Genomic DNA, 23664 nt, shown 5'->3' on the forward strand with positions numbered 1-23664 from the left:
CTTGAACTGGATTCTAAAATGAAGGAGGAAACCTTGATGGGACGAAAAATCATACATGTGGATATGGACGCCTTCTACGCTTCGGTGGAGCAACGCGACCGTCCACATTTAAAAGGAGTGCCCGTCATCGTCGGGGGACCTCCTCATGCCCGTGGTGTCGTCGCTACGTGTTCCTATGAAGCGCGGAAGTACGGGATTCATAGTGCGATGCCTTCACGTCGTGCGTTTCAGCTGTGTCCACGTGCTGTTTTCCTGCGTCCTCGTTTTGAAGTGTACCGTGCTGTCAGCGCTCAGATCATGGAATTGTTTCTTGAAGTCACCCCGCTCGTTGAACCGCTGTCGTTGGATGAAGCGTATCTCGACGTGACAGAAAATCACTTGAATCTCACCAGTGCAACGCATATTGCGCAATACATCCTGTCTGAAATCAAGCGGCGAACCGGTTTGACCGCTTCCGCCGGTGTCTCGAACTCAAAACTTGTCGCCAAAATTGCATCCGGTCATCAAAAACCAAATGGTTTGACTGTCCTTCCGCCAGACGCTGTTCTGCCGTTTTTATCCGGATTAAAGATCGGTGATTTACACGGAGTTGGCAAAGTGACGGAACAAACACTTCGAAAACACGGATTTGAAACGATCTCGGATATCCAACAAGCACCGCTTACAGAGTTGCGCGGGTTGCTCGGTCGGGATCGGGGAACGGAGTTATATGCGATGGCGCACGGAGAGGACGAGCGTTTGGTTCGCCCACACCGTGAACGAAAATCAATTGGTTCTGAGAGTACCTTCGAAGAAGATACGGAAGACATCGACACCATTTTCGAAACACTGAAACGGGAAGCTCTTTCCGTCGTCAAGACGCTTAATCAAAAGGAATTGGTCTGTCGAACCGTCACACTTAAATGGAAAACAGAAGATTTTCAATCCCGCTCGAAACGTTATACATTTTTGGAAGAAACGGCTGACGAGGAAACGTTGCTCCGGATTACGACCAAGCTGTTTAATGAAATTGAATTTTCAGGTCCGATTCGGTTAATCGGCATGAGCGTCAGCCATCTTGAATCCCCCTCCCCCTCCAAACAATTGACATGGCAGGATATTGATTCTTACTTGTAAAATGAACGACTATTCATTACACTTGTATTAGTGAAATACGACAAGGGGGAACCAGCCATGCTTTATACGATTACCGCATTTTCGGATCGGGGAGAAACCTTATTAGATGGTACGTTTGACGCTCCGTCGGATTCCGAGGCGCGTCAAGAAGGCATCCGTCGCCTGAAAGAAGCAAACTTGGAGCACCGTGGGGCACGGGTGACACGCGCCGGACAGTTGATTCATTTTGAGCGGGCCTATCTCCCCCGTCTTGTTCCGTCAAAAAATACACCATAAGAAAAAGCCTCGGTCAGGTAGACCGAGGCTTTTCAATCGAGTCGTTTATTGAACGTCGTCTTGATTTTGCTCCATCATCGGTGCATAGAGTTCTTCAAGCGGCTTCATGATGATTTGTGTCACTTCCGTCAACATCGTGTGCATCCGTTGTTCTTCCTGCATCAGTTGACCAATCAATGGATTGTTTTGGACTTCTAACATCTTTGCTTGCGCAGATGCCATATCTTCAGGTGTGATTTCTTCACCTTGCATTTGTTTTTGTTGTAACTCCAGTTGAACATTTCGGAATGAAGCAAATAGTTCATTTGACATCGGATCCGCGTTGACTTGAGCATAAAGATCTTTTAGTGTCGTGTACTCCGATGTTTCGCGGAGTGCACGCTCGAGTGTGTACGCGTGGTCGTATAAGTTTGTTTCAGACATGTTTGAACCCTCCAATTTTGTTAAACGATAAGAAGTATCGCTTGTATCATCCCAATTAAACCACCTAACAGCCCTCCAAGCCAAGTGATAGCCCGGAATTCTCTTCTGGAAATCGACAAGACGATTTCTTCAAGATACGCGGTATCCAGCAGTCCGACTTCTTCCCGGACAATCGTCTCGAGATCGAGTGTCGCCATAATCCGTTCCACCTGTTCCACCATTCGATCAACTAATCGTTTGGCAAGCAGCGGGACCATTTCTTGTGTGATGCGCACTTCAAGCGGCTTCAATATTTCGTGTAGTGGCGTATCGAACATGTTCGTCAGCGGAATACGAGCCAAGATTTCTGCCTTCACCCGCGTGACGAGTTGTTGTTCGGTCTCTGTATCGAGAAGTGAGTGGACCGGGCGCGACAGGAGCAGATTGATTTCTTGTTCGACCATATCGCTGATGAATCGGCGTGTGGACTCTCCTTGTAATACCCGTTTGAGTTCGGGTTGAATCATCTCGACGAGATTGATATTGGCGAGCAGCATTCCGAACATTCCGCCGCCTAACTTCCCTTGAATAAAACCGGCGACTGTTTCTTCAAGCTTCATCTTCCCGTCAGGACTCTCAAAATACCGTTCGGTCTGTTGGAGTAACGCATCGACGACTTTAGGGATCGACTCATTGATTTTTGTTGTTCCTGTCTCTCCAATCGCTTCAGACAAGCGCGTTGTTTTGATGTTCGTTACCAGTGCCGACAGTTCTTGATCGATCCGTTCTTCGATCTTTTGATGCAACTGTTCTTCCGGCTGTTTGACGAATCGTTCCGCCACTTCACGAATCGTCCGGGTGGACCGTGTCCATTTTTGCACTTCCTGTTGCAACATCTGAATGATGGCATCGTACACGACAGGTTGCTGGAGACGCTTGCTGATGCCTTCTGGTGTCAGTAAATGTTTGACGACTGTCCGCCCAAGGTTCGCGGCCAACTCGTCCCGGCGCTTTGGAATCAATCCCGGTGTGAACGGAATCCGGTACTTCCCGATGTATTTCGCTTCAAGCGGTCGAAACAGCATCCGAATCGCAAGATGATTGGTAACTGCCCCAATCATTGCTCCAATGATGATCATTCCAATTGCTTTGATGACTAAATCGACTTCGACTGGCATAGATCTCGTTCCTTCCGATTTTAGTATTGTGGTAAAGTCTTAATAGGACTTTTTTTAAGGAGGCGCCTCGTATGTTACAACAATTAACCGGCTTGTTTAAAGACCATCTCTCGACTGACCCTGCTGTTTATTCTACCGATAAGTATACCGTATATCAGTTGACCGATGGACTTCGTTTCGGGATCGAAAATACGATTCTTACTGCCCGTGAAGTGGACTTGCTCGACTTGCTGGCCGAACGGGTCGTCACATCCACTTCCGATGATACTGTTTCATGGCGGCGTCGACTGGAACAGACGCACAGTGAAGAAGCGGAACCGTTTCGAATGGTTCACTTCTTATTTGAACAGCTCGATGCCCGGACCGGAGAAGATTTACAACAGCTGCTCCGTTCCTTTTTCCACACACCGAGTGCCGTCATCCCGCTGACGGCCAATCGCTTCGTCGTCATCGAACGGGAAGAATTCGTCTCGGAGAACGATTTACATGACTTCTTCACCGCTTTGCAGTCTGATTTTTTAACAGATGGAAAAGTCTTGATTGGTCAACAACGGAAATCAGGTGATCTTGCCGTTCAGTTTCGATTGGAACAAGCCGCCTTACGGGAAACCCCTTTGTTGCACATCGAGCGGTTTCTTCCCGCATTAACGCGGTTGACGTTATTATCGACGGACGTACGCCAGGAACTGATTGAACGGTTTATCACTCCTCTTGAATATGAGTCGCGTGAAACGATTGATGCCTTTTGCCGCGCCAATTTAAATGTCTCGTTGACGGCAAAACATCTCTTTTTACATCGAAACAGTCTTCAGTACCGACTGGACCGGCTGACAGAACAAACCGAAATCGATATCCGGTCGTTTGAAGGGGCAAGTTTTTTGTACACCCTTTTACGCGTGGCATAGTGACCAAATGATAACGGTTACATTTAGTCATGTTGTCCATATGTTTTTTGTTTCGTTTCTCCTATACTAATTCTTGTAAGCGTTATTTTAATCGACTACTTAATTTACAGGGGGATGTACACATGGCAGATATTCGTCTTGAGCATATTGATAAAGTTTATTCCGGAACAGCAAAAGCGGTTGATGACTTCAACCTTCATATTAAAGATAAAGAATTCATCGTCTTCGTTGGACCATCAGGTTGCGGTAAATCAACGACGCTTCGAATGATTGCCGGTCTCGAAGAAATCTCAGGCGGAGATTTCGTCATCGACGGCAAACGAATGAATGATGTGGCACCAAAAGACCGTGATATCGCCATGGTTTTCCAAAACTATGCCCTTTATCCACATATGAACGTCTTTGACAACATGGCTTTCGGATTAAAGCTTCGTAAATTCCCGAAAGACGAAATCAAGCAACGTGTAGACAATGCGGCCCGTATTCTTGGTCTTGAAGAATACTTGGAGCGTAAACCAAAAGCCCTCTCTGGTGGACAACGCCAACGTGTTGCCATCGGTCGTGCCATCGTCCGTGATGCAAAAGTCTTCTTGATGGATGAGCCGCTCTCGAACTTGGATGCTAAACTCCGTGTTCAGATGCGTAAGGAAATCATCCAGTTGCACAAACGTCTCGAAACGACGACGATTTACGTAACGCACGATCAGACGGAAGCGATGACCCTCGCGACTCGAATCGTCATCATGAAAGCTGGTCTGATCCAACAAGTCGGAACACCAAAAGAAGTGTACGACCACCCGGACAACATGTTCGTTGCTGGTTTCATCGGTTCTCCATCGATGAACTTCCTGACAGGAAAACTCGCGGAAGACGGTCTCTTCCATGTTACAGGCACAGAAGAGAAATTCGAAGTGCCTGAAGGCAAAATGAAAGTACTCCGCGAACGTGGATACACAAGCAAAGATCTTGTCCTCGGTATTCGTCCGGAAGATATCCACGCCGAGTTGATTTACCAAGACACGAAAACAGCCCACCGTTTCCCGGCGCATATCGAAGTTTCTGAGCTCATGGGAGCCGAGTCTTACCTCTACTCGAAAGTCGGCAACCAAGCCTTCACAGCACGTGTTGATTCGCGTTCACACGTCGAGATGGGTTCAGATTTGGATCTGTTCTTCGATATGACAAAAGCACATTTCTTTGATGCCGCAACAGAAGCAACAATTCGTTAATTTTCAGGATTCAGTGAGCGTCGTCAGGCTGTCCATTCATGGGCAGTCTTTTTTATTGACAGACGTTCCTGTAACTTTGTATGATACTGCTTGTAGTCTTAAATTAATCCTATTCGAAAACTAGGAATTGAAATCATTTATTATTAAAGGAGAGAGCGCTATGAAACACGGACTAAAGCTAGCAGTAGCAGCACTATCAACAGCGGGGGTGTTAGCGGCGTGCGGCGCTTCTAACGAAGAAGCAAGCAAAGATGAAAAAATCGTGACAGTTGGGACGGAAGCAACGTACCCACCATTTACGTATAAAGAAAAAGGAAAGCTCACTGGTTATGACATCGAAGTCATGGACGAAGTTGCAAAACGTGCCGGCTACAAAGTCGAGTACAAAGCGATGGACTTCAAAGGATTGATCCCGGCACTCGATTCAAAACGAATCGATGTCATCGCGAACCAAATGGGCATCACAGATGAGCGGAAAGAAAAATACGCATTCTCTGATGCATACACGGTTTCCGGTTCAACAATCATCGTCAATAACAAAACAGACGATATCAAAACACTTGAGGACTTGAAAGGCAAAACGGTTGGTTCGACACAAGGATCACTTTATGCCAAAACAGCTGAAGAAGCAGGCGCAAAAGTGAAGTACTACAAAGGCGCAAACCAAGTCTTAAAAGATCTTGAAGCAGATCGTGTCGACGCTGCGATGAACGACCGTCTGTTTGTTTTGACAGAACTTAAAAAAGCCGGTTATAAAGTGAAAGCTGTCGGTGAGACGTTTGATAAAAACGAATCAGGTCTGATGATGGCGAAGAACAGCAAATATACTGAAGACTTCAACAAGGCACTCGCAGAGATGCAAGAAGACGGCACGCTCGCAGATCTCGGTAAAAAATACTTTAACGAGGACATCAGTAAATGATGGAATTGTTTACAATCGTCCGTGATAACGCGGACGTTTACGGAAAGGCGATTGGCACTACACTTCTTGCAAGTGGATTTGCCATCGTCTTTGCGCTTTTTCTCGGTTTGATTCTTGCGGTCATGCGGGATAGCCGTTTCGCCGTCTTAAGCGGCTTCGCACGATTGTACGTCTCCTTTTTCCGAGGAACACCATTGTTGCTGCAAATCTTGATTTTGTATAACGGTCTGGTCGTTCTCCAACTGACCGGTTTCCAAGCGTTGGCCTTTGGTCTGTCGCTTCACTTTTCGGCCTATATCTCGGAATCCTTCCGGGCCGCCATCTCCTCTGTCGATCGCGGGCAATGGGAAGCAGCGGATTCACTAGGTATTCCACGCCGGAAGACATTTAAGGATGTCATTCTTCCGCAGGCTTTGTCGCGGGCGATTCCGCCTCTTTCGAACTCGGTCATCGATATCATCAAATCGACGTCCCTCGGAACGATTGTAGCCGTCGAAGAACTGACCTATGTATCCGATCAAATCTCGGCAACGACCTATCTGGTCATGCCGTTGCTGCTGTTCTCAGCTGCGATTTATTGGATCATGTCAACCTTGATCCAGGGGGTTCAGCACCGCCTCGAAGCTCGATTCAGTATTCCAGAATAAAAGTAAGGCACTTGGAAGCGTGACACATTCCAAGTGTTTTTTTTAATCTTTTTAAGGTTTAATACTAGTCATCCCGGGAATAATCAAGTATACTAATAAAAATCAGAATTATCTGATAACTTTAAAAGGAGCGTGGCCGAGATGAAACAAGTAATTGAAGCTTTCCGTAGACAAGATGCAGAGCAGCGGATTCCAGTGCTACGCCTCGAAATCGATTATGAGCTCAGTACGCTCTTCGATGCTATCCAAGTCAGTGATCAAGCAGCTGTTGTCGCCAGTAAAGAACGTTTAGATAAATATCGTCAGGAAATGCTTCGTCTCGAAGCATAACCCTATAGATACTCCCATCTCAACTCCCCCTTGAGATGGGACTTTTTTTTGCACAAAAAAATAGCCCGGAGGCTATTTTTTAATCAACGTCCCGTCCGCGGGAAGCTTTTAAGATTTCAAACCATTGTTCACGCGACAGTTCAAGACGTGTCGCCCGGACAGCAGATTCAATCCGTTCAATTTTTCCTGAACCGACGATTGGCATGATGCGCGCCGGATGTTTGAGCAACCAGGCATAGGCGACTTCGTCAATCTCTTCCGCTCCGATGTCACGGCCGATCTCCTCGAGTTTTTCACGAAGCGGCGCAAATTGTTCTTCTTTGAACAATCGTCCTCCGGCAAGTGGACTCCATGCCATGAGCGGCATTTCATTTTCGTGGCACAAATCAACGGAACCGTCTTCAAAATGCTTCAGTTCCGCGACAGACAGCTCAAGCTGGTTCGTGACGAGCATAAACGGGAGTCGTGATTGAATCAGACTTTGTTGAGCCGGTGTATGGTTCGACAATCCAAACGTCCGTACTTTTCCGGATTCTTTTAATTCGACGAATGCTTCGGCGATTTCGTTTGGATCCATTAATGGATCGGGACGGTGAATCAGTAACGTATCGATGTAATCGACACCGAGTTCTTTTAAGGAACGGGTCGCCTGTTCAATGATATGTTCTTTTGTCGTGTCATAAAATGAAAGTTTTTGATCCGAGAAATGGTTTCCTTTCATTTTGATCCCGGTTTTTGTGACGATTTCCATCCGTTCGCGTAATTCAGGTTTCAGTGCCAACGCTTCACCAAACAGTCCTTCATTCGTATAATCACCATAAATATCGGCATGGTCAAACGTCGTAATTCCTAATGCTAAACATTGTTCAATTAATTCGAGTCGCTCTTGTGCCGTCATGTTCCATTCATTCAGACGCCATAGCCCATGAATGACTCTCGAAAATGAAAGTTCTTCCGTTAAGTGTATCCGTTCCATGTATAGTCATCTCCCTATCTTTCAATCATACTTCACCGTTCACTTTACATGAATTTGATAACGGTTGCACGAGTTACGCCCTTCTCAATCAAATAGACAAAAAAACTGGCAGAGACGGATTGTCTCTTTACCAGTTTCGTCTTGCGGTGTATCTGATTATTGAATTTGCTCGACTTCCTGCATCACTTCATCTTCAATCAACTGACGTTTACGTGTTGTCTCCGCAGCATCCGGTGATGTCACACTGAAATAGAATTTGATTTTCGGTTCTGTTCCAGATGGACGAAGGCAGAACCACGAACCGTCTTCCAACGTAAATTTCAAGACGTTTGATTTCGGCAGATTGATGGGTGATGGTTGATGTTGGATCAAATCGTGCGAGATGCTGGCATCGTAATCTTCAAATAAGACGACTTTTTCACCTGCCACTTGTTTAGGCGGATGCTCCCGGAACGTATCCATGATGCGTCCGATTTGTGCGACACCGTCTTTACCTTTCAGCGTCAACGAACGAAGTGACTCCTCGAAGTAACCGAACTCCTCATAGATGGCTTGTAACGCCTCATACAGCGTCCGTCCTTCCTTCTTGTGATACGCTGTCATCTCAGCAGCCAGCAAGCATGCTTGGACGGCATCCTTATCACGGCAGAAGTCGCCGATCAAATAACCGTAACTTTCTTCATAACCAAACAGATATTCATATTCTCCGGATTCGTTGTATTGTTTGATTTTTTCACCGATGAATTTAAAGCCGGTTAACGTGTTTTCAACGTGTAAGTCGTAATGTCTTGCAATCAATGCTCCCAGTTCCGATGTGACAATCGTTTTTGCTACAAAACCATTTTTCGGCAATGTCCCTTGAGCCGATTTTTGTGACAAGATGTAATCAAGCAGTAAAGCACCTGTCTGGTTTCCTGTGAGGACGACCCACTCTCCGTCCGCATCACGTGTCGCTACACCAACACGGTCGGCATCCGGATCCGTCGCAAGTAACACATCCGCGTCAACGCGGTCTCCGTACTCGATCGCCAACTTAAAGGCCGCATGCTCTTCCGGGTTTGGAGAAGAAACTGTCGGGAATGCACCATCCGGCTTCGCTTGTTCTTCGACGACCGTCACATGCTCAAAACCATAATTCTTTAATCCTACCGTTACTGGTACAAGACCTGTCCCGTGAAGCGGAGTAAAGACGATTTTTAACGGATCCGCCAACTCATCTTGAATCGTCGGTAAAACACGAATCGTTTTGAGTTGTTCTTGGTATGCATCATCGAGTTGTTCTCCGACGCGAACGATCAAGCCGTTAGCCCGCAAGACTTCTTCCGCTTCAAGTTCGATTGAAAGTTCATCTTCAACTTGATCGACGTATGAGACGAGATCATCCGCTTCTTTCGGCGGCAACTGTCCACCATCATTCCCGTAGACTTTATAGCCGTTATATTCCGGTGGATTGTGGCTCGCTGTAATGACGATGCCGCCTGCTGCACGGAGTTCACGCACGGCAAATGACAATTCCGGTGTCGGACGGAGTCCGTCGAACAAGTACGCTTTAATTCCGTTACTTGCAAGTGTCTTGGCTGCTTCCAAGGCAAACTCAGGCGAGTAGTGCCGTGAGTCGTGGGCGATGACGATGCCTTGAGCGACTGCTTCTGCCCCTTCGGCTTTGATGAAATCGGCAAACCCTTGTGAGGCTTTACGAACGGTATAGACGTTCATCCGGTTTGTTCCGACGCCGATTTCTCCCCGCATTCCGCCTGTTCCGAATTCTAATTCTTTGTAGAAGGCTTCTTCCGCTGCTTTTTCATCTTCTGCGAGTGCGACCAATTCTTCTTTGAGTTCTGTTTCCAGACCCGAGAATTGATTCCATTTTTGATACGTTTCTTTCCATGACATATGCTGTCCACTCCTTCAAATTTGTTTAAACGAGATTTTCTTGCGACTTGCGGGAACGTCTCACCTTTCATATGATTACTTTAGAAAGGGTCAAGGTGATGTTTATGTTTCCAACCATTCAAATGACAGACTTACAGCAACTTGTTCATACGGATCAGATCCGCTGGTTTGATTGCCGTTATGATCTGCAAGATCCGGATTACGGTCGTGACGCTTTTAAAACGAGTCATGTGCAACGGGCACAATATTTAGACTTAGCGCGGGATTTATCGGGACCACGGTCTGAAACAGGAGGACGTCATCCGTTGCCGTCTAAAAAGCAATGGATTCAGACACTCGAATCACTTGGCGTCCATCGCGACGATTTCATCGTCTTGTACGATGACGGTTTCCCGTATGCCGCCCGCGCCTGGTGGTTATTCAAGTGGGCTGGTCATGAACGTGTCGTCGTCCTTGAAGGCGGACTATCGTCTTATCTTGCCTTTGATTACCCGATGAGCACGGAGACGACGACGTTTGACCAATCGACATATCAAGCTGATTTTCAGGATGAGATGCTTGTTCAGTTTCAAGAGGTGAAAAACCGCCCGCCGGAAACACGGCTCGTCGACTCACGGTCCCCGGATCGATTCCGTGGTCAGAATGAAACGATCGATGCGATTGCCGGACACATTCCAGGTGCCGTGAACTGCTTCTTTGGAGAAGCGATTTCCCCGGACCGACGATTAAAAGACGCGGAAGACCTCAAAGAGCTGTATGCTGATCTGCTCGATGCCGATTCTCCGATCTTGTATTGCGGTAGCGGCGTCACGGCGTGTGTCAATGTGTTAGCCCTGCATGCCCTCGGAAAAACCGATGTTCGGTTGTACGCCGGGTCATACAGCGACTGGATCAGTCAAACGGATGAAGTGACGCAATAAGCCAGACGAAAGTCCGATCTTGATCGGACTTTTTTTAGATTTGAACCGGTTTGATGTTCCAGATGGCATTGGCATATTCTTTGATTGTCCGGTCACTGGAGAAGACACCGGATTTCCCGATGTTCATGATGACCATCTTGTACCATTTTTCCGGATCTTGATAAGCCCGGCCAATTCGTTCTTGTGCTTGCTGGTAAGACAAAAAGTCTTTGAGGATTAAATATTCATCATTGTATGTCAACAATGAATCATAGATTGCCTGGAATTCACCTGTCGGGAAGATTGATCCGTCTACAAGACCATCAATCACACGACGGAGTTCAGGTTGCGCGCTGTATTGATCGTAAGCACTGTATCCCCCGTACTTCTTATAGTTCATGACTTCTTGCGGAGTCAGCCCGAAGATGAAGATGTTGGCATCTTCAACCTCATCCCGAATCTCGATGTTGGCACCGTCGAGCGTCCCGACGGTCAAGGCACCGTTCATCATGAATTTCATGTTTCCGGTTCCGGAAGCTTCGTAACTTGCCGTTGAAATCTGCTCACTGACATCACTTGCCGGGAAGATTTTTTCAGCGAGTGAGACACGGTAGTTCTCAAGGAACACGACTTTCATGTACGGACTGACCTCCGGATCCGAATTAATCAATTTGGCAAGGGCATTGATATAACGAATGACTTCCTTGGCATAGTGATAACCCGGAGCGGCCTTCGCCCCGAAAATGAACGTCCGTGGCGTCATTTGGAATGATTTGTCCTCTTTCAGACGGTAGTACAGAGAATGAATGTGAAGCGCGTTAAGTAACTGTCGTTTATACGCATGCAGCCGTTTGACTTGGACATCAAAAATCGAATGTGGATCAACGACGATTCCCGTCTCGGTTTTAATCAATTCAGCCAATTCCTTTTTACTCGCTAATTTGATCGACCGGATGTCTTGCTGAAGCGTGACATCATCCGCAAACTTCGTCAGCTTTTGTAAATCGGACGGATGATTGATCCAACTGTCCCCGATGGCTTCTGTCACGCGATCCGCAAGCTGTGGATTCGATAACAGGAACCAACGGCGGTGCGTGATTCCGTTCGTCTTATTATTAAAACGTAACGGGAACATCTCATAAAACAGCCGCATCTCGCGCTGCTTCAGGATTTCCGTATGAATTTGGGCAACTCCGTTCGTCGAATGCGTCCCGACGACCGCCAAGTTTGCCATATTGATCATGCCGTCAGCAATGATTGCGATGTCCCGCATGTTCGGTTCCAGATGCGGATAATTATCGAGCACATCTTTGCAGAACCGGCGATTGATTTCTTCAATAATGAGATAAATCCGTGGCAACAAATCGCGGAACAAATCGACCGGCCAGCGTTCTAACGCTTCCGACAACAACGTGTGGTTCGTAAACGACATGACGCTTTTCGTAATCCGCCACGATTCTTCCCACGAATATTCCTCTTCATCAATCAAAATTCGCATTAATTCAGGAATTGCCACGACAGGATGCGTATCATTGATATGAATCGCAATTTGATTCCCCAAATGTTTTAACGACGTATTACGTTTTTTATGTGATAACAAAATACTCCGTAATCCGGCTGAGACGAAGAAATATTGCTGTTTCAGACGCAAGACCTTACCTTCGTATGTCGTATCGTCCGGATACAAGAATTCAGAAATCGTCTGAATCGCTTGTTTATGGATCAGCAAGTCCTTGTAGTTGCCCCGGTGTTGGTTTAACAATTCATCGTCGTCATACGGCGATTCAGCACTCCAGAGACGCAAGTTATTCACGATCCCGTTCTGATACCCGACGATCGGCATATCATAAGGGACCGCACGAACGATTTCTGCCGGTTCATGATGGACGCGATACTTGCCGCCTTCGACTTCTTCCAACCAGACATGTCCACCGAATGGAATGTCGACCGCTTTGTCGGAACGTCGAATTTCCCACATGTTTCCGTTCTTCAACCAGTTATCCGGCAGCTCGACTTGGTATCCATCGATGATTTTTTGTTTGAATAATCCGTACTGATAACGAATGCCGTTACCATGTCCCGGTAATCCAAGCGCTGCAAGCGAATCAAGGAAACAAGCGGCCAGTCGACCGAGTCCGCCGTTACCAAGACCCGGTTCCGGTTCTTCTTCGGTCAAATCAGCCAAGTCATAGCCAAGCTCCGCAAGTCCACTACGAACATCTTCAAGGACATTCAGGCTCAACAAGTTGTTGTACAGAAAACGCCCGAGTAAAAATTCCAGTGAGAAATAGTAGACTTGCTTACTTTTCTTATGGATGTAGGTTTCCTTTGTCCGCATCCAGTCCGTTGTGACATATTCCCGCACCATGTAAGCGAGTGTCTGATAGACATCATTTTCAGTCGCATCTTCCAATGCCTTACCATGCATCGAAATAAACCGTTCATTAAACCTCTTCTTGAACTTCTCTTTGTCTTTGAACATTCCAAAACCCCATTTCCCGTAATCCCAATCAGTCAGCAGACGGTGCGATTAAACGATAGAGCGCCAAATATTCATCAGCGGATCGAATCCAGCTAAAGTCTTCTTGCATTGCTGTTTCAACCAGATGCTTAAATACCGGTTTATCATGATACGTCTCAATCGTACGTTGGATCGCATCAAGAAACTCTTGCGCATTATAATTCGAGAACGAGAAGCCATTTCCCTCTAATGTGAACTGATTAAATGGTTGGACTGTATCACGCAGGCCACCGGTTTCACGAACCACAGGCAACGAACCGTATTTCATCGAAATCAATTGACTGAGACCACATGGTTCAAAACGGGACGGCATGAGGAACGCGTCACTGCCGGCATAAATCCGTTGTGCCAGACCAACATCAAAACCGATATACGACGCCACCTTATCCGGACGGATCGTCGATGCGTGTTGGAATAATCCTTCATACTCAGCCTCTCCTGAACCAAGAATGATGAACTGTGCATCCAGTTCAAACAGATCCGGCAGGATGTGGGCGAGTAAATCGATTCCCTTTTGATCGACTAGACGTGAAACGAATCCGAATAACGGAACGTCCGGATTAACCGGTAATCCAAGTTCTTTTTGCAACGCTTCTTTATTCGTTGCTTTTCCTGCTTCAACCGTCTTCACATCGTAGTTTTCCACTAAATGTTCATCCGTATCCGGACTAAACTGACGGTAGTCGATTCCGTTCAATATTCCGCGAACGTCGACTGCCCGGTGCTGTAAGACCGGCTCTAATGTTTCACCGTAATACGGATCCATGATTTCATCACGGTATGACGGACTGACCGTCGTGATTTGATTGGCGTGGACGAGACCCGCCTTCATGTAATTGACAAGGCCGTTATGTGCGAGACCTTCTGCCGTAAAGTGTTCGTGGCTGAGACCTAGAAGATCGCCGAGGACCTCTTCCGGGAACACCCCTTGGTACTGCAGGTTATGAATCGTAAAGACCGTCTTGATTTCTTGATAACGGTTGAGATGTTGGTAATGAATCCGTAAGAACGCCGGTAAGACACCTGTCTGCCAATCGTGACAATGAATGACGTCCGGTACTTCTGCCGCATCCACACGTTGAATCATCTCAAGCACTGCCCGTGAGAAGTAGGCAAACCGTTCAGCATCATCGTAATGACCATAAATCACACCATCACGTTTAAAATAATATTCGTTGTCGATAAAATAGAACGTTACGCCGTCCTGCTTTAAACGTAAAACAGCTCCAAACTGTTGCCGCCAACCGACCGGGACGATGAAATCAAATAAAAATTCCATTTCCGACTTATACTGTTCTTTAATTTGACCGTAATTCGGTAAAATGACCGAAACTTCCGCACCCTCTTCAGCAAGCGCTAAAGGGAGCGAGCCGACGACGTCAGCTAGCCCCCCTGTCTTGATGAATGGTGTCGCTTCTGTGGCAGCAAACCATACCTTCATGATGACATCCCCTTTAAACGATTGTTTGTTTTTTGATGACAATCGGCTCTTCGGCTGTTCCACGGATGACTTGTCCGCGTTTAACCGTTACCTCTTTGTCAAGGATCGCGTATTCAACGACAGCGCCTTCTTCGATCACTGATTTTTGCATGATGATCGAGTTTTTGACACGAGCATGTTTTCCGACTTTGACACCACGGAAGAGGATACTGTCCGTCGCTGTTCCCTCTAGTTTACAGCCATTCGCAACAAGTGAGTTCTTGATCGTTGATCCCGGCAAGTAACGTGTCGGCGGTTCGTGCTTGATTTTCGTATAGACGTGTTGGAAATCATTGATTGCGCCCCACTGTTCCAGCAACAGCATGCTTTCGCGGTAATACGAGCGTAAGGAATGAATGACCTGTGACGTCCCCGTATATTCATAACCGTGAACGTGCAGACGGTTCAGCTGCGAGCGGATGATGCTTTGCAGCAAGTCATACTCGCCGCGCCCGATCGCTTCGTCGACGAGACGGACAAACAGGTTTTTCGAAAGGACAACCGTTTCCATGTAGAACGTTTCATCAGACGGTTCATAACCACGTGAACCGATTGCCGTCACACGGTTCTGTTCACTGAAGCGAATCGGACGGCAGTAGTTGCATGGCAGCTCACGTTTCGTATAAACGACTGTGATGTCCGCATTCGATGCCTTATGTTCACGCAATACGTCACGATAGTCCACTGCAGATAAAATGTTTGAGCCCGAAATCACGACATAGTTTTCTTTACTCCGCAAGAAGAAATCACGGTGCAAATGGAAATTCGATAAGTCGCCGCGGAACTCATGTGCATCTTGAGACAACGCCGGGGGGAAGATATAGAGTCCGCCGTTCGAACGGTCTAAATCCCACTCCTTACCAGATCCAAGGTGATCCATCATCGCACGGTATTTTTCGAGCGTAAAGACGCCGATATTCGCAATCTCGTTTTGAACCATGTTCGTCAACGTGAAATCGATTAATCGATATCGTCCTGCAAACGGTACGGCAGCCAAGTTACGGTGTTCTGTCAATTCCTTAAAGAACCCTTCTTCGCCGCTGAGATTGATAACCCCTAGTAAATCTGCTTTCATCGGTACTTCCCCCTTATTGAATCGCTTCTTTGACGACTTCATTTTTCTGGATGATACTGTTTGCCTCAATGACGAACACTTCGCCGTTTGGTGTTCCGATTGTCGCACCATCTTCTACGACAACACCATCCGCGAGAATCGCGCGATGAATCGTGACGTCTTTTCCGATTTTCACGTTCGGGAAAATGACGGAATCTTTTACGAGTGAGCCTTCTGCGACATCAACGCCATAAAATAAGACTGAGTGGTTGATTTCCCCTTCGATGTGGCAGCCTTCATTGATGATCGATGTCTCGATTGCCGCACTGTTGCCGATGTATTGTGGTTGTTGATTTGGGTTCACTGAGTGAACTTTCCATGACGGTTCATACAAGTCAAACTCCGGATCGGCTGCGAGCAAGTCCATGTTTGCTTCCCAAAGTGACTGGATTGTTCCGACATCTTTCCAGTATCCTTTGAATTTGTAGGCGCGAATGTTCAGATTCTCAAACAGCATGTTCGGAATGATGTTTTTACCAAAGTCAAAGCTCGACTCGGCATCGCCTGCATCTTGAATCAAGTGGCGTTTCAAAACATCCCAGTTAAAGACATAGATTCCCATCGAAGCTAAATTTGATTTCGGATTTTCCGGTTTTTCTTCAAACTCGTTGATTCGAAGATCGTCATCTGTATTCAGGATTCCGAAGCGCGGTGCTTCTTCCCAAGGGACTTCACGAACGGAAATCGTCACATCCGCTCCTCCTTGACGATGTTCTTCGATCATTTTTTCGTAGTCCATTTTATAAATGTGATCCCCTGATAACACGAGCACATAGTCTGGATCGTATTGGTTGATGTAACTCATATTGCGGTAAATGGCATTCGCTGTCCCCTCGTACCAGTTCTTGCCGTTTTGTGCTTGGTACGGTGGTAAGATCGTCAATCCACCATTTCGTCGGTCGAGGTCCCATGCACTTCCGATTCCGAGGTAACGGTTAAGCTCCAGTGGTTCGTACTGTGTCAAAACCCCTACTGTATCGATTCCTGAGTTCGTACAGTTTGATAACGGGAAATCGATGATCCGGTATTTCCCTCCAAACGCGACCGCCGGTTTTGCAGTGTGTTTCGTAAGTGCTCCTAGACGTTTTCCTTCTCCGCCAGCAAGCAACATCGCGACGACATTCTTTTTAGCCATTTCGTCCCCTCCAGTTTATGCTCTTTTTTCAATAATCATTTGTTCTACGTTTTATACAGGTATTTATACAGATACTCTTATATACCCACCTTTTCTCTTTTTAATATAACATTCCTGCAAAATAGATTTATTAAAATACAAATTTCTAAAAAATTATACTGTTTTCGTCAAAAAAGACCGATAATAAGGATGAAATGCCCTTTGAAAGGAGTTTACATGAGAATTACGACAGGATATTTTTTATTATTTGCGTTGGCTTTTGGTTTAGTGCTAACACTTTTTTCAGTTCGTGATCAATTGGATGTCGCAAAAGAATTATTTACGTGGGCCGATCAACAGACGACTGAACGTCCGCTTGCCTCTTACCAACCGATTACTGTCGCCTATCAGGATGAACGTGTGGAGTTATACGACGGATTGCGTCGAAATGATTTAACGTCGAACGCGCTTCCGGCTAAGGTCGAAAAGACCTTCGTCGCAATCGAGGACCGCCGGTTTTATCAGCATGACGGCTATGACATCACGGGAATTTTACGTGCCTTCACAGAAAATCAATCTGGAGACAGCAAAGGTCAGGGCGGCAGTACGATCACGCAACAATTAGCCCGGATGACATATCTCTCAACCGAAAAAACCTATACTAGAAAAATAAAAGAGATTTTAATTTCGATTTCTTTGGAACAAAAATACTCAAAAAAAGAACTCTTGACTGCTTATGTCAATCAAGCCTATTTTGCCAACAACATTTATGGCATCGAACTGGCTGCGACGTCTTATCTCGGGAAACCGGCCAAGGATTTGAACTGGGCGGAAGTCAGTTATTTAGCAGCGATTCCAAACAATCCCTCACTCTATGATCCGTTACGTTTTCCGAAAAATACGGCTAAACGACAACAACGGATTTTGAAAGAATTACGAAATATTCGGGAAATTCCGAAAAAAACACCTGTAAAACCGGTGCAAGTTGCTTTTAAAAAGCCGGTCATCCGTTATCCGGATTACATCGACGCAAGTGTCGCTGAAGCCATTCGCCAAACGGCTGCTTTAAAAAACGTGAGCCCGATCGAGGCTAAACAATACTTACACCAACATGGCGCTGTCATTCAGACGTACTTGGATCCCGTTGAACAGGCACGGGCCAAACAGTCGATTCAAAGTTTACCGACACCAATCGAAGGGGCTTACGTCGGAATTGACGGAAAATCACGAGGTGTCACGGCACTCGTCGGCAACAAATCAACGTTACCTGGACAACTCAATCGGGCCGTCCAGTCCTACCGGCAACCCGGTTCGACGCTAAAACCTCTCCTTGTGTACGGACCGTATCTCGAAAAAACAAAAAAGACGTTAACGAGCCGTCTTGACGGAAGTCCGGTTTGTTTCGACGGATATTGTCCACAAAACAGCAGTAACCGGATACTCGGGGATGTCACGATTGCCGATGCCATCGCCTATTCTTACAATACGCCGGCTTTACGTGCTTTTGCCGTTTCCTTCAACGAAGGGCTCAAAGCAATCCGACCGTTTCGCTTCAGTCAGTGGACGGATGAGGACAACTCGTACAACAGCGCACTCGGTGGCTTGAAATATGGCGTCAGCCCTCTCGAATTGACGAATGCCTACACGACGTTCGTCAACGACGGGTTATACAGCCCTTCTTCCATGATTCGCACGATCACGACAGATGAAGGAACACTGTACCGGCATACACTTGAAGCAGACCGCATCTGGTCCAAACGGACAAACCAGTTGCTGCGTAAAGGGCTGACAAACGTCATGACCTATGGAACCGGCCGTCAGGGGTATGATACACGCCCGGCTTATATCGGTGGAAAGACCGGTACGACTAACGACAACAAAGATATGTGGTTCGTCGGTATCAAAGATCAACACGTCGGCGGTATTTGGCTCGGTGCGGACATTCCGCGTGCTTTCCCAACTGAAGCCAACACAACGTTGCAAGTGAAAACATGGGCTGCGATCCTTCCCTGATTCACTTAGGGAACAGAACGGCTTCCCCAAGTGAGTTGAATAAACTTAAACCAACCCAGGAAAGACCGGCTAACAACAAGCCCCAAGCTAAAAAGAGAAACACTATTAAACCGATTGCACCGGCTGAGGTCGTCATCTTACTGATTTGAAAGACGTAAAAGAAAAAATAGATGACAAATGAGCCGGCCAAGATGAGACAAACGAGTGGAAATGACGTCATGAAGGCAAAACTGATACATCCTCCGATCAATAACAAAATGCTGCCGGGGCGTAACATGCTTAACGTCGTCCCTACCTGCTCTTTGATGAAAAAAGCAAAACCAAGCTGATTGATCGTATCAGAAATCAACTTGAGTGAACTGAAAATCATGAAATAAACAATTAAAAAGCCGAGCCAGACAAGCAGTTTCGTATTTCGGGCACTGAGTATCTGTAACAGCTCATCGTACACTCCGACATCATTTAACCACGCCAGGGCAAGCTCTGACGTCGCGATTGCAAGTGAAGTGCTGAATAACAGGATGCTGATGAGCGGGGCATAACTTAATAAGTAAACGTTCGTGCGCATTTCAGGTCTCCATTCATAGAAATTTCATATGTAGCACACAATTACAGTAGCAAGTATACTATAATAGATTATATCGGTTATTGAGACTAAAGGGGGAAGCAAAAATGGCATTTATTTTAATGGTAGGCGTTAGTCTCGCTTTCTTGACAGCGATTTTTACAGCAGGCTACAACAAAAAACCTGAAGGTAACGAATAACAAAAAGCCTTGTCCCTACAACTTCTTGGGACAAGGCTTTTTTATTTATTAAAGCAAGTTGGCGTACCCTTGCTGACGCAACGCTTCATAAACGATGATGGCTGCTGTATTGGACACGTTCAGTGAACGAACAAGGTTCGACTGAGGAAGACGGATACAACGCTCCAGATTCTCATCGATGACGTTTAAAGGTAATCCTTTCGTTTCTCGTCCGAACACAAAAAAGTAATCTTCTTCAACATTCGACAGATCAATTTGACTCGGATACTTTTCGCCGTACTTCGTAATGTAATAAAACGTCCCGTCCGGATGTTTACTCCATAACTCTTCTAACGAATCATGATACCGTACATCGACGAACTCCCAATAGTCCAGTCCCGCCCGTTTTAATTGTTTATCGTCCGTCGAAAATCCCAGTGGGCGAATCAAATGAAGAACGGAGTGTGTCGCTGCACACGTTCTCGAAATATTTCCTGTGTTTTGTGGAATTTCTGGTTGGTACATCACTACATGAATAGCCATTAACTGTTCTCTCCTAACTCATGCGCAAGTAGCGCTTCTTTATGGGCGATCCCGCTAGCAAAACCTGTCATCTTGCCTGTTGCCCCGATGATCCGGTGGCATGGATAAATCAACGCGATCGGATTACGATTTAAGGCTCCGCCGACCGCACGGGCTGCCTTCTCCGAACCGATCATCCGTGCGAGTTGCCCGTAACTTGCCGTCTGTCCAAACGGAATCGTTCGTAAAGCGGTCAGGACACGCCGTTGAAAATCGGTCACCTGTAGGCGGCAAGGAATACCGTCCAATGCTTCGGGGTGCCCTTTTTCATATGATGCCAGTGCAGCGGCAAGGAATTCCGGTAAAGCTGCTTCGAAATAAGCGTCTTGATGCAGATATTGTCTAAGACGTGTCATATCGTGTCCGAAGTCGAGATAAACGACCGTCTCGTCTTCCCAGGCGACAACGAGTTCGCCAAAGGTACAGCTGACTTTTTTATACGGCACGTTCCGCCCTCCATTCACTCAATAGTCGTTCGCCCTCGACCTGGACGTCGGTTGCAGAATCAACGAGCAAACGTGCTTCGACGTAGTCCTTTTCCTCTTGTCCTGCAATCCGTCCGATTGCCCAAATCGCCAGCGCACGCATATCTTCCCGTTGATCTGTTTCCGCCATCACACGTAATGCCTCCAGCGCCGTCCGGTCCTGATAATGAACGAGTGCACAGACCGCGTTACGCTGAATTGGTTTTTTCCCGCGCCATGCTCCGGACAACGAACCGAATCGTGTCTTGAATTCACGGTTACTGAGTGAAAGCAGCGGAATCAACAAGGGTTTGACCTGTTCCGGATCCGGTTGCAGCTCACTGTGTTGTGTGGCATGTTTTTTTCGATTGTACGGACAAACCTGCTGACAGGTGTCACAGCCATATAATCGATTTCCGAGGGCATAGCGGAAGTCTTCCGGAATCAGAGTCTTCGTCTGTGTAATGAACGAGATGCATCGCTTCGCATCGATGACGCCCGGTTCGACAAGAGCATCTGTCGGACAGGCATCGAGACATTTGTTACATGAACCGCACAACTCTTCGACCGGTTCGTCCGGAGGCAGGTATTGATCTGTAATCAATTCTCCTAAATAAAGATAAGAACCATGCTCCTCACTAATGATGGAACAGTTTTTCCCGCTGAATCCGATTCCGGCCCGTTCTGCGACCGCGCGATCGACCAATTCTCCCGTATCGACCATCGAACGTGTTTGGGCACCCGGACACAACACCTGAATTTTTTCCTCCAGTAATGTCAGCCGTTGCTTCAACGCTTGATGATAATCCAGTCCCCAAGAAGAGCGTCCAAAAATCCCGCGGCGTTCCCCTTCTCTGCCACGCGGAGCATCCTTGAGCTTGCTTGGATAAGCGACGGCGATTGCGATGATCGAGACGGCATCATCCAGTAACAGCGTAGGTGTCGTCCGTCGTTCAAGATCAGGCTCTTCGAATCCGGAAGCATATCCTTTTTCTTGTTGCTGAACGAGACGCTGTTTCATCACCAAAAAGGGATCAGCCGTCGTGATGCGGCATTCATCGATTCCAATCTCTTTGGCATACATCTGCAATTCTTTTTTCAACAATTCCCCCTGCATCGTATCTCTCCTTTCGCTAGTTCGCTCGTTTATCTCCATGCTAAACAAAAAGAGCAATGTGTCAATTAAAAACGACACGTTGCTCTTTTCAGGTAAGCGGGTGAAGAGAATCGAACTCTCATCATCAGCTTGGAAGGCTGAGGTTTTACCACTAAACTACACCCGCAACATAACGGTGGTCGGAATCGAAACAACACTCCAAAGGAACACGATTTTGAGTCGTGCGCGTCTACCAGTTCCGCCACACCGGCACAATCTCTTGCAAAACTATTCAATTAAGAATTATTGGAGGCGCCAGTCAGAATCGAACTGACGATAGAGGAGTTGCAGTCCTCTGCCTTACCACTTGGCTATGGCGCCACTCATTGGAGCGGAAGACGGGATTCGAACCCGCGACCCCGACCTTGGCAAGGTCGTATTCTACCACTGAACTACTTCCGCACAAAAGCTGGGCTGGAAGGGATCGAACCTTCGCATGCTGGAATCAAAATCCAGTGCCTTACCACTTGGCCACAGCCCAATAATAAAAGGGCGACTGATGGGAATTGAACCCACGAATGCCGGAATCACAATCCGGTGCGTTAACCACTTCGCCACAATCGCCATAATAATAAAACAGGGGCAGCAGGAATCGAACCCGCGCTGACGGTTTTGGAGACCGTAGTTCTACCGCTAAACTATGCCCCTAAAGTGGTGGGGGGGGGCGGATTCGAACCGCCGAACCCGAGGGAGCGGATTTACAGTCCGCCGCGTTTAGCCACTTCGCTACCCCCCCACAATGGGAAAATCAGTTAAAAAATCATATGGTGGCTTTGGACGGAATCGAACCGCCGACACGAGGATTTTCAGTCCTCTGCTCTACCGACTGAGCTACAAAGCCTTAACAATGGCGGTCCTGACGGGATTCGAACCCGCGATCTCCTGCGTGACAGGCAGGCATGTTAACCGCTACACCACAGGACCGTATGTAATTGCGGGGGCCGGATTTGAACCGACGACCTTTGGGTTATGAGCCCAACGAGCTACCAGACTGCTCCACCCCGCGCTAATAAAAATGGTGACCCGTACGGGAATCGAACCCGTGATACCGCCGTGAAAGGGCGGTGTCTTAACCGCTTGACCAACGGGCCATTATAAAGTGAAAAATGTTATGGCGGAGAGCAAGGGATTCGAACCCTTGAGACGCTTATGACGCCTACACGATTTCCAATCGTGCTCCTTCGGCCACTCGGACAGCTCTCCATTGCATGTGGTGAAGAAGTAATATAATGGCTCCGCAAGTAGGATTTGAACCTACGACCTACCGGTTAACAGCCGGTTGCTCTACCACTGAGCTATTGCGGAACGATCGCCTGGCAGCGTCCTATCCTCACAGGGGGAAGCCCCCAACTACTTTCGGCGTTCAAGTGCTTAACTTCCGTGTTCGACATGGGAACGGGTGTGACCACTTGGCTATCGCCACCAGACATCTATTATCTTAACATTATGTTTCCATAACGTCAAGACTTTTTTTGAAAAGCTCGCGCCCTCAAAACTGAAGTCATCAACAAAATCATCTGCTAGAACAAGGCCTCGACCGATTAGTATCACTCAGCTCCGCATGTCGCCATGCTTCCACCCGTGACCTATCTACCTCATCGTCTCTGAGGGGTCTTTCTTGATTACTCAAAGGGAAATCTCATCTTGGAGGGGGCTTCATGCTTAGATGCTTTCAGCATTTATCCCGTCCGCACGTAGCTACC

21 protein-coding genes, 14 tRNA genes and 1 rRNA gene are annotated in these 23664 nt (G+C 47.1%); 9 read left to right on the top strand and 27 right to left on the bottom strand.

Annotation, left to right across the window (positions count from 1 at the left end):
* Positions 1-36: 36 nt before the first annotated feature.
* Both dinB and P397_RS0113470 read left to right on the top strand, forming a co-directional pair.
* Positions 37-1116, top strand: a complete 1080-nt coding sequence (gene dinB, locus P397_RS0113465) for a DNA polymerase IV (protein WP_035387665.1) — start codon at positions 37-39, stop codon at positions 1114-1116.
* A 57-nt stretch (positions 1117-1173) separates the two neighbouring features.
* Positions 1174-1392: a YhzD family protein gene (locus P397_RS0113470; RefSeq protein WP_028106866.1), complete on the top strand. Its 219-nt coding sequence runs from the start codon at positions 1174-1176 to the stop codon at positions 1390-1392.
* A gap of 45 nt (positions 1393-1437) precedes the next feature.
* Here P397_RS0113470 and P397_RS0113475 read toward each other — a convergent pair whose 3' ends face one another.
* Complete coding sequence (locus tag P397_RS0113475) at positions 1438-1815, bottom strand: YlbF family regulator (RefSeq protein WP_012369586.1); 378 nt, start codon at positions 1813-1815, stop codon at positions 1438-1440.
* A gap of 20 nt (positions 1816-1835) precedes the next feature.
* A complete protein-coding gene (locus P397_RS0113480; protein WP_028106867.1) occupies positions 1836-2972 on the bottom strand; it encodes a DUF445 domain-containing protein in 1137 nt (378 codons plus the stop codon).
* 71 nt (positions 2973-3043) lie between these two features.
* Between P397_RS0113480 and P397_RS0113485 the strand changes: the two genes are divergently transcribed.
* From P397_RS0113485 to P397_RS0113505, 5 genes are all read left to right on the top strand, one after another.
* The gene (locus P397_RS0113485) at positions 3044-3877 is read left to right on the top strand and encodes a PucR family transcriptional regulator (RefSeq protein WP_028106868.1); all 834 of its coding nucleotides are present in this window, start codon (positions 3044-3046) and stop codon (positions 3875-3877) included.
* A 122-nt stretch (positions 3878-3999) separates the two neighbouring features.
* The gene (locus tag P397_RS0113490) at positions 4000-5106 is read left to right on the top strand and encodes an ABC transporter ATP-binding protein (protein ID WP_012369583.1); all 1107 of its coding nucleotides are present in this window, start codon (positions 4000-4002) and stop codon (positions 5104-5106) included.
* 160 nt (positions 5107-5266) lie between these two features.
* A complete protein-coding gene (locus tag P397_RS0113495) occupies positions 5267-6028 on the top strand; it encodes a transporter substrate-binding domain-containing protein (RefSeq protein WP_028106869.1) in 762 nt (253 codons plus the stop codon).
* Positions 6025-6675 (top strand): amino acid ABC transporter permease, encoded by a 651-nt coding sequence (locus tag P397_RS0113500; protein WP_014969670.1) that lies wholly within the window; start codon positions 6025-6027, stop codon positions 6673-6675. Before P397_RS0113495 ends, P397_RS0113500 begins: the two co-directional genes overlap by 4 nt.
* A gap of 141 nt (positions 6676-6816) precedes the next feature.
* On the top strand, positions 6817-7005 hold the full coding sequence (locus tag P397_RS0113505) for a hypothetical protein (RefSeq protein ID WP_014969669.1): 189 nt from the start codon (positions 6817-6819) through the stop codon (positions 7003-7005).
* A 79-nt stretch (positions 7006-7084) separates the two neighbouring features.
* Here P397_RS0113505 and P397_RS0113510 read toward each other — a convergent pair whose 3' ends face one another.
* Both P397_RS0113510 and P397_RS0113515 read right to left on the bottom strand, forming a co-directional pair.
* Positions 7085-7981, bottom strand: a complete 897-nt coding sequence (locus P397_RS0113510; protein ID WP_028106870.1) for an aldo/keto reductase — start codon at positions 7979-7981, stop codon at positions 7085-7087.
* Positions 7982-8137: 156 nt separating this feature from the next.
* A complete protein-coding gene (locus P397_RS0113515; protein WP_028106871.1) occupies positions 8138-9874 on the bottom strand; it encodes a phospho-sugar mutase in 1737 nt (578 codons plus the stop codon).
* A gap of 104 nt (positions 9875-9978) precedes the next feature.
* On the opposite strand from P397_RS0113515, the gene P397_RS0113520 reads away from it, so the two are divergent.
* Complete coding sequence (locus tag P397_RS0113520) at positions 9979-10794, top strand: sulfurtransferase (RefSeq protein ID WP_026833765.1); 816 nt, start codon at positions 9979-9981, stop codon at positions 10792-10794.
* Positions 10795-10828: 34 nt separating this feature from the next.
* Here the strand turns inward: P397_RS0113520 and P397_RS0113525 are convergent, their stop codons facing one another.
* Genes P397_RS0113525 through P397_RS0113540 form a run of 4 tightly spaced genes read right to left on the bottom strand, consistent with a single transcriptional unit; the run spans position 10829 to position 17023 of the window.
* Positions 10829-13255, bottom strand: a complete 2427-nt coding sequence (locus P397_RS0113525) for a glycogen/starch/alpha-glucan phosphorylase (protein ID WP_026833766.1) — start codon at positions 13253-13255, stop codon at positions 10829-10831.
* Between the two features lie 28 nt (positions 13256-13283).
* Positions 13284-14735 (bottom strand): glycogen synthase GlgA, encoded by a 1452-nt coding sequence (gene glgA / locus P397_RS0113530; RefSeq protein ID WP_028106872.1) that lies wholly within the window; start codon positions 14733-14735, stop codon positions 13284-13286.
* A 13-nt stretch (positions 14736-14748) separates the two neighbouring features.
* Positions 14749-15849 carry a glucose-1-phosphate adenylyltransferase subunit GlgD gene (gene glgD / locus P397_RS0113535; protein WP_026833768.1) on the bottom strand — a complete coding sequence of 367 codons (1101 nt, stop codon included), beginning with the start codon at positions 15847-15849 and terminating at the stop codon, positions 14749-14751.
* A 13-nt stretch (positions 15850-15862) separates the two neighbouring features.
* Positions 15863-17023 carry a glucose-1-phosphate adenylyltransferase gene (locus P397_RS0113540; RefSeq protein ID WP_028106873.1) on the bottom strand — a complete coding sequence of 387 codons (1161 nt, stop codon included), beginning with the start codon at positions 17021-17023 and terminating at the stop codon, positions 15863-15865.
* A gap of 216 nt (positions 17024-17239) precedes the next feature.
* On the opposite strand from P397_RS0113540, the gene P397_RS17420 reads away from it, so the two are divergent.
* Entirely contained in the window at positions 17240-19015 is a 1776-nt protein-coding gene (locus P397_RS17420) for a transglycosylase domain-containing protein (protein WP_035414228.1), read from the top strand.
* Between the two features lies 1 nt (position 19016).
* Here P397_RS17420 and P397_RS0113550 read toward each other — a convergent pair whose 3' ends face one another.
* From P397_RS0113550 to rrf, 19 genes are all read right to left on the bottom strand, one after another.
* A complete protein-coding gene (locus tag P397_RS0113550; RefSeq protein ID WP_028106874.1) occupies positions 19017-19583 on the bottom strand; it encodes a DUF5366 family protein in 567 nt (188 codons plus the stop codon).
* A gap of 245 nt (positions 19584-19828) precedes the next feature.
* On the bottom strand, positions 19829-20302 hold the full coding sequence (gene trmL, locus P397_RS0113560; RefSeq protein ID WP_026833771.1) for a tRNA (uridine(34)/cytosine(34)/5-carboxymethylaminomethyluridine(34)-2'-O)-methyltransferase TrmL: 474 nt from the start codon (positions 20300-20302) through the stop codon (positions 19829-19831).
* Positions 20302-20787, bottom strand: a complete 486-nt coding sequence (locus tag P397_RS0113565) for a methylated-DNA--[protein]-cysteine S-methyltransferase (protein WP_028106875.1) — start codon at positions 20785-20787, stop codon at positions 20302-20304. The genes trmL and P397_RS0113565 overlap by 1 nt, the downstream gene beginning before the upstream one ends.
* Complete coding sequence (queG, locus tag P397_RS0113570; RefSeq protein ID WP_028106876.1) at positions 20777-21922, bottom strand: tRNA epoxyqueuosine(34) reductase QueG; 1146 nt, start codon at positions 21920-21922, stop codon at positions 20777-20779. Before queG ends, P397_RS0113565 begins: the two co-directional genes overlap by 11 nt.
* Before the next feature lie 95 nt (positions 21923-22017).
* A tRNA-Gly gene (locus P397_RS0113575) sits at positions 22018-22088 on the bottom strand.
* 4 nt (positions 22089-22092) lie between these two features.
* Positions 22093-22173: transfer RNA gene (locus P397_RS0113580), tRNA-Leu, on the bottom strand.
* Between the two features lie 35 nt (positions 22174-22208).
* Positions 22209-22282, bottom strand: a tRNA-Cys gene (locus P397_RS0113585).
* A gap of 6 nt (positions 22283-22288) precedes the next feature.
* Positions 22289-22363, bottom strand: a tRNA-Gly gene (locus P397_RS0113590).
* Between the two features lie 7 nt (positions 22364-22370).
* A tRNA-Gln gene (locus P397_RS0113595) sits at positions 22371-22442 on the bottom strand.
* Positions 22443-22452: 10 nt separating this feature from the next.
* A tRNA-His gene (locus P397_RS0113600) sits at positions 22453-22525 on the bottom strand.
* Positions 22526-22538: 13 nt separating this feature from the next.
* Positions 22539-22609: transfer RNA gene (locus P397_RS0113605), tRNA-Trp, on the bottom strand.
* Positions 22610-22613: 4 nt separating this feature from the next.
* Positions 22614-22697, bottom strand: a tRNA-Tyr gene (locus P397_RS0113610).
* 29 nt (positions 22698-22726) lie between these two features.
* Positions 22727-22802, bottom strand: a tRNA-Phe gene (locus tag P397_RS0113615).
* 7 nt (positions 22803-22809) lie between these two features.
* Positions 22810-22885: transfer RNA gene (locus P397_RS0113620), tRNA-Asp, on the bottom strand.
* A gap of 8 nt (positions 22886-22893) precedes the next feature.
* Positions 22894-22967 (bottom strand) — tRNA-Met (locus P397_RS0113625).
* A 10-nt stretch (positions 22968-22977) separates the two neighbouring features.
* Positions 22978-23052 (bottom strand) — tRNA-Glu (locus P397_RS0113630).
* 21 nt (positions 23053-23073) lie between these two features.
* Positions 23074-23164 (bottom strand) — tRNA-Ser (locus P397_RS0113635).
* 27 nt (positions 23165-23191) lie between these two features.
* Positions 23192-23266: transfer RNA gene (locus P397_RS0113640), tRNA-Asn, on the bottom strand.
* Positions 23267-23272: 6 nt separating this feature from the next.
* A 5S ribosomal RNA gene (gene rrf, locus P397_RS0113645) occupies positions 23273-23388 on the bottom strand.
* Positions 23389-23664: the final 276 nt, after the last annotated feature.

The organism is Exiguobacterium undae DSM 14481, from assembly GCF_000620805.1.
GTDB lineage: Bacteria > Bacillota > Bacilli > Exiguobacteriales > Exiguobacteriaceae > Exiguobacterium_A > Exiguobacterium_A undae.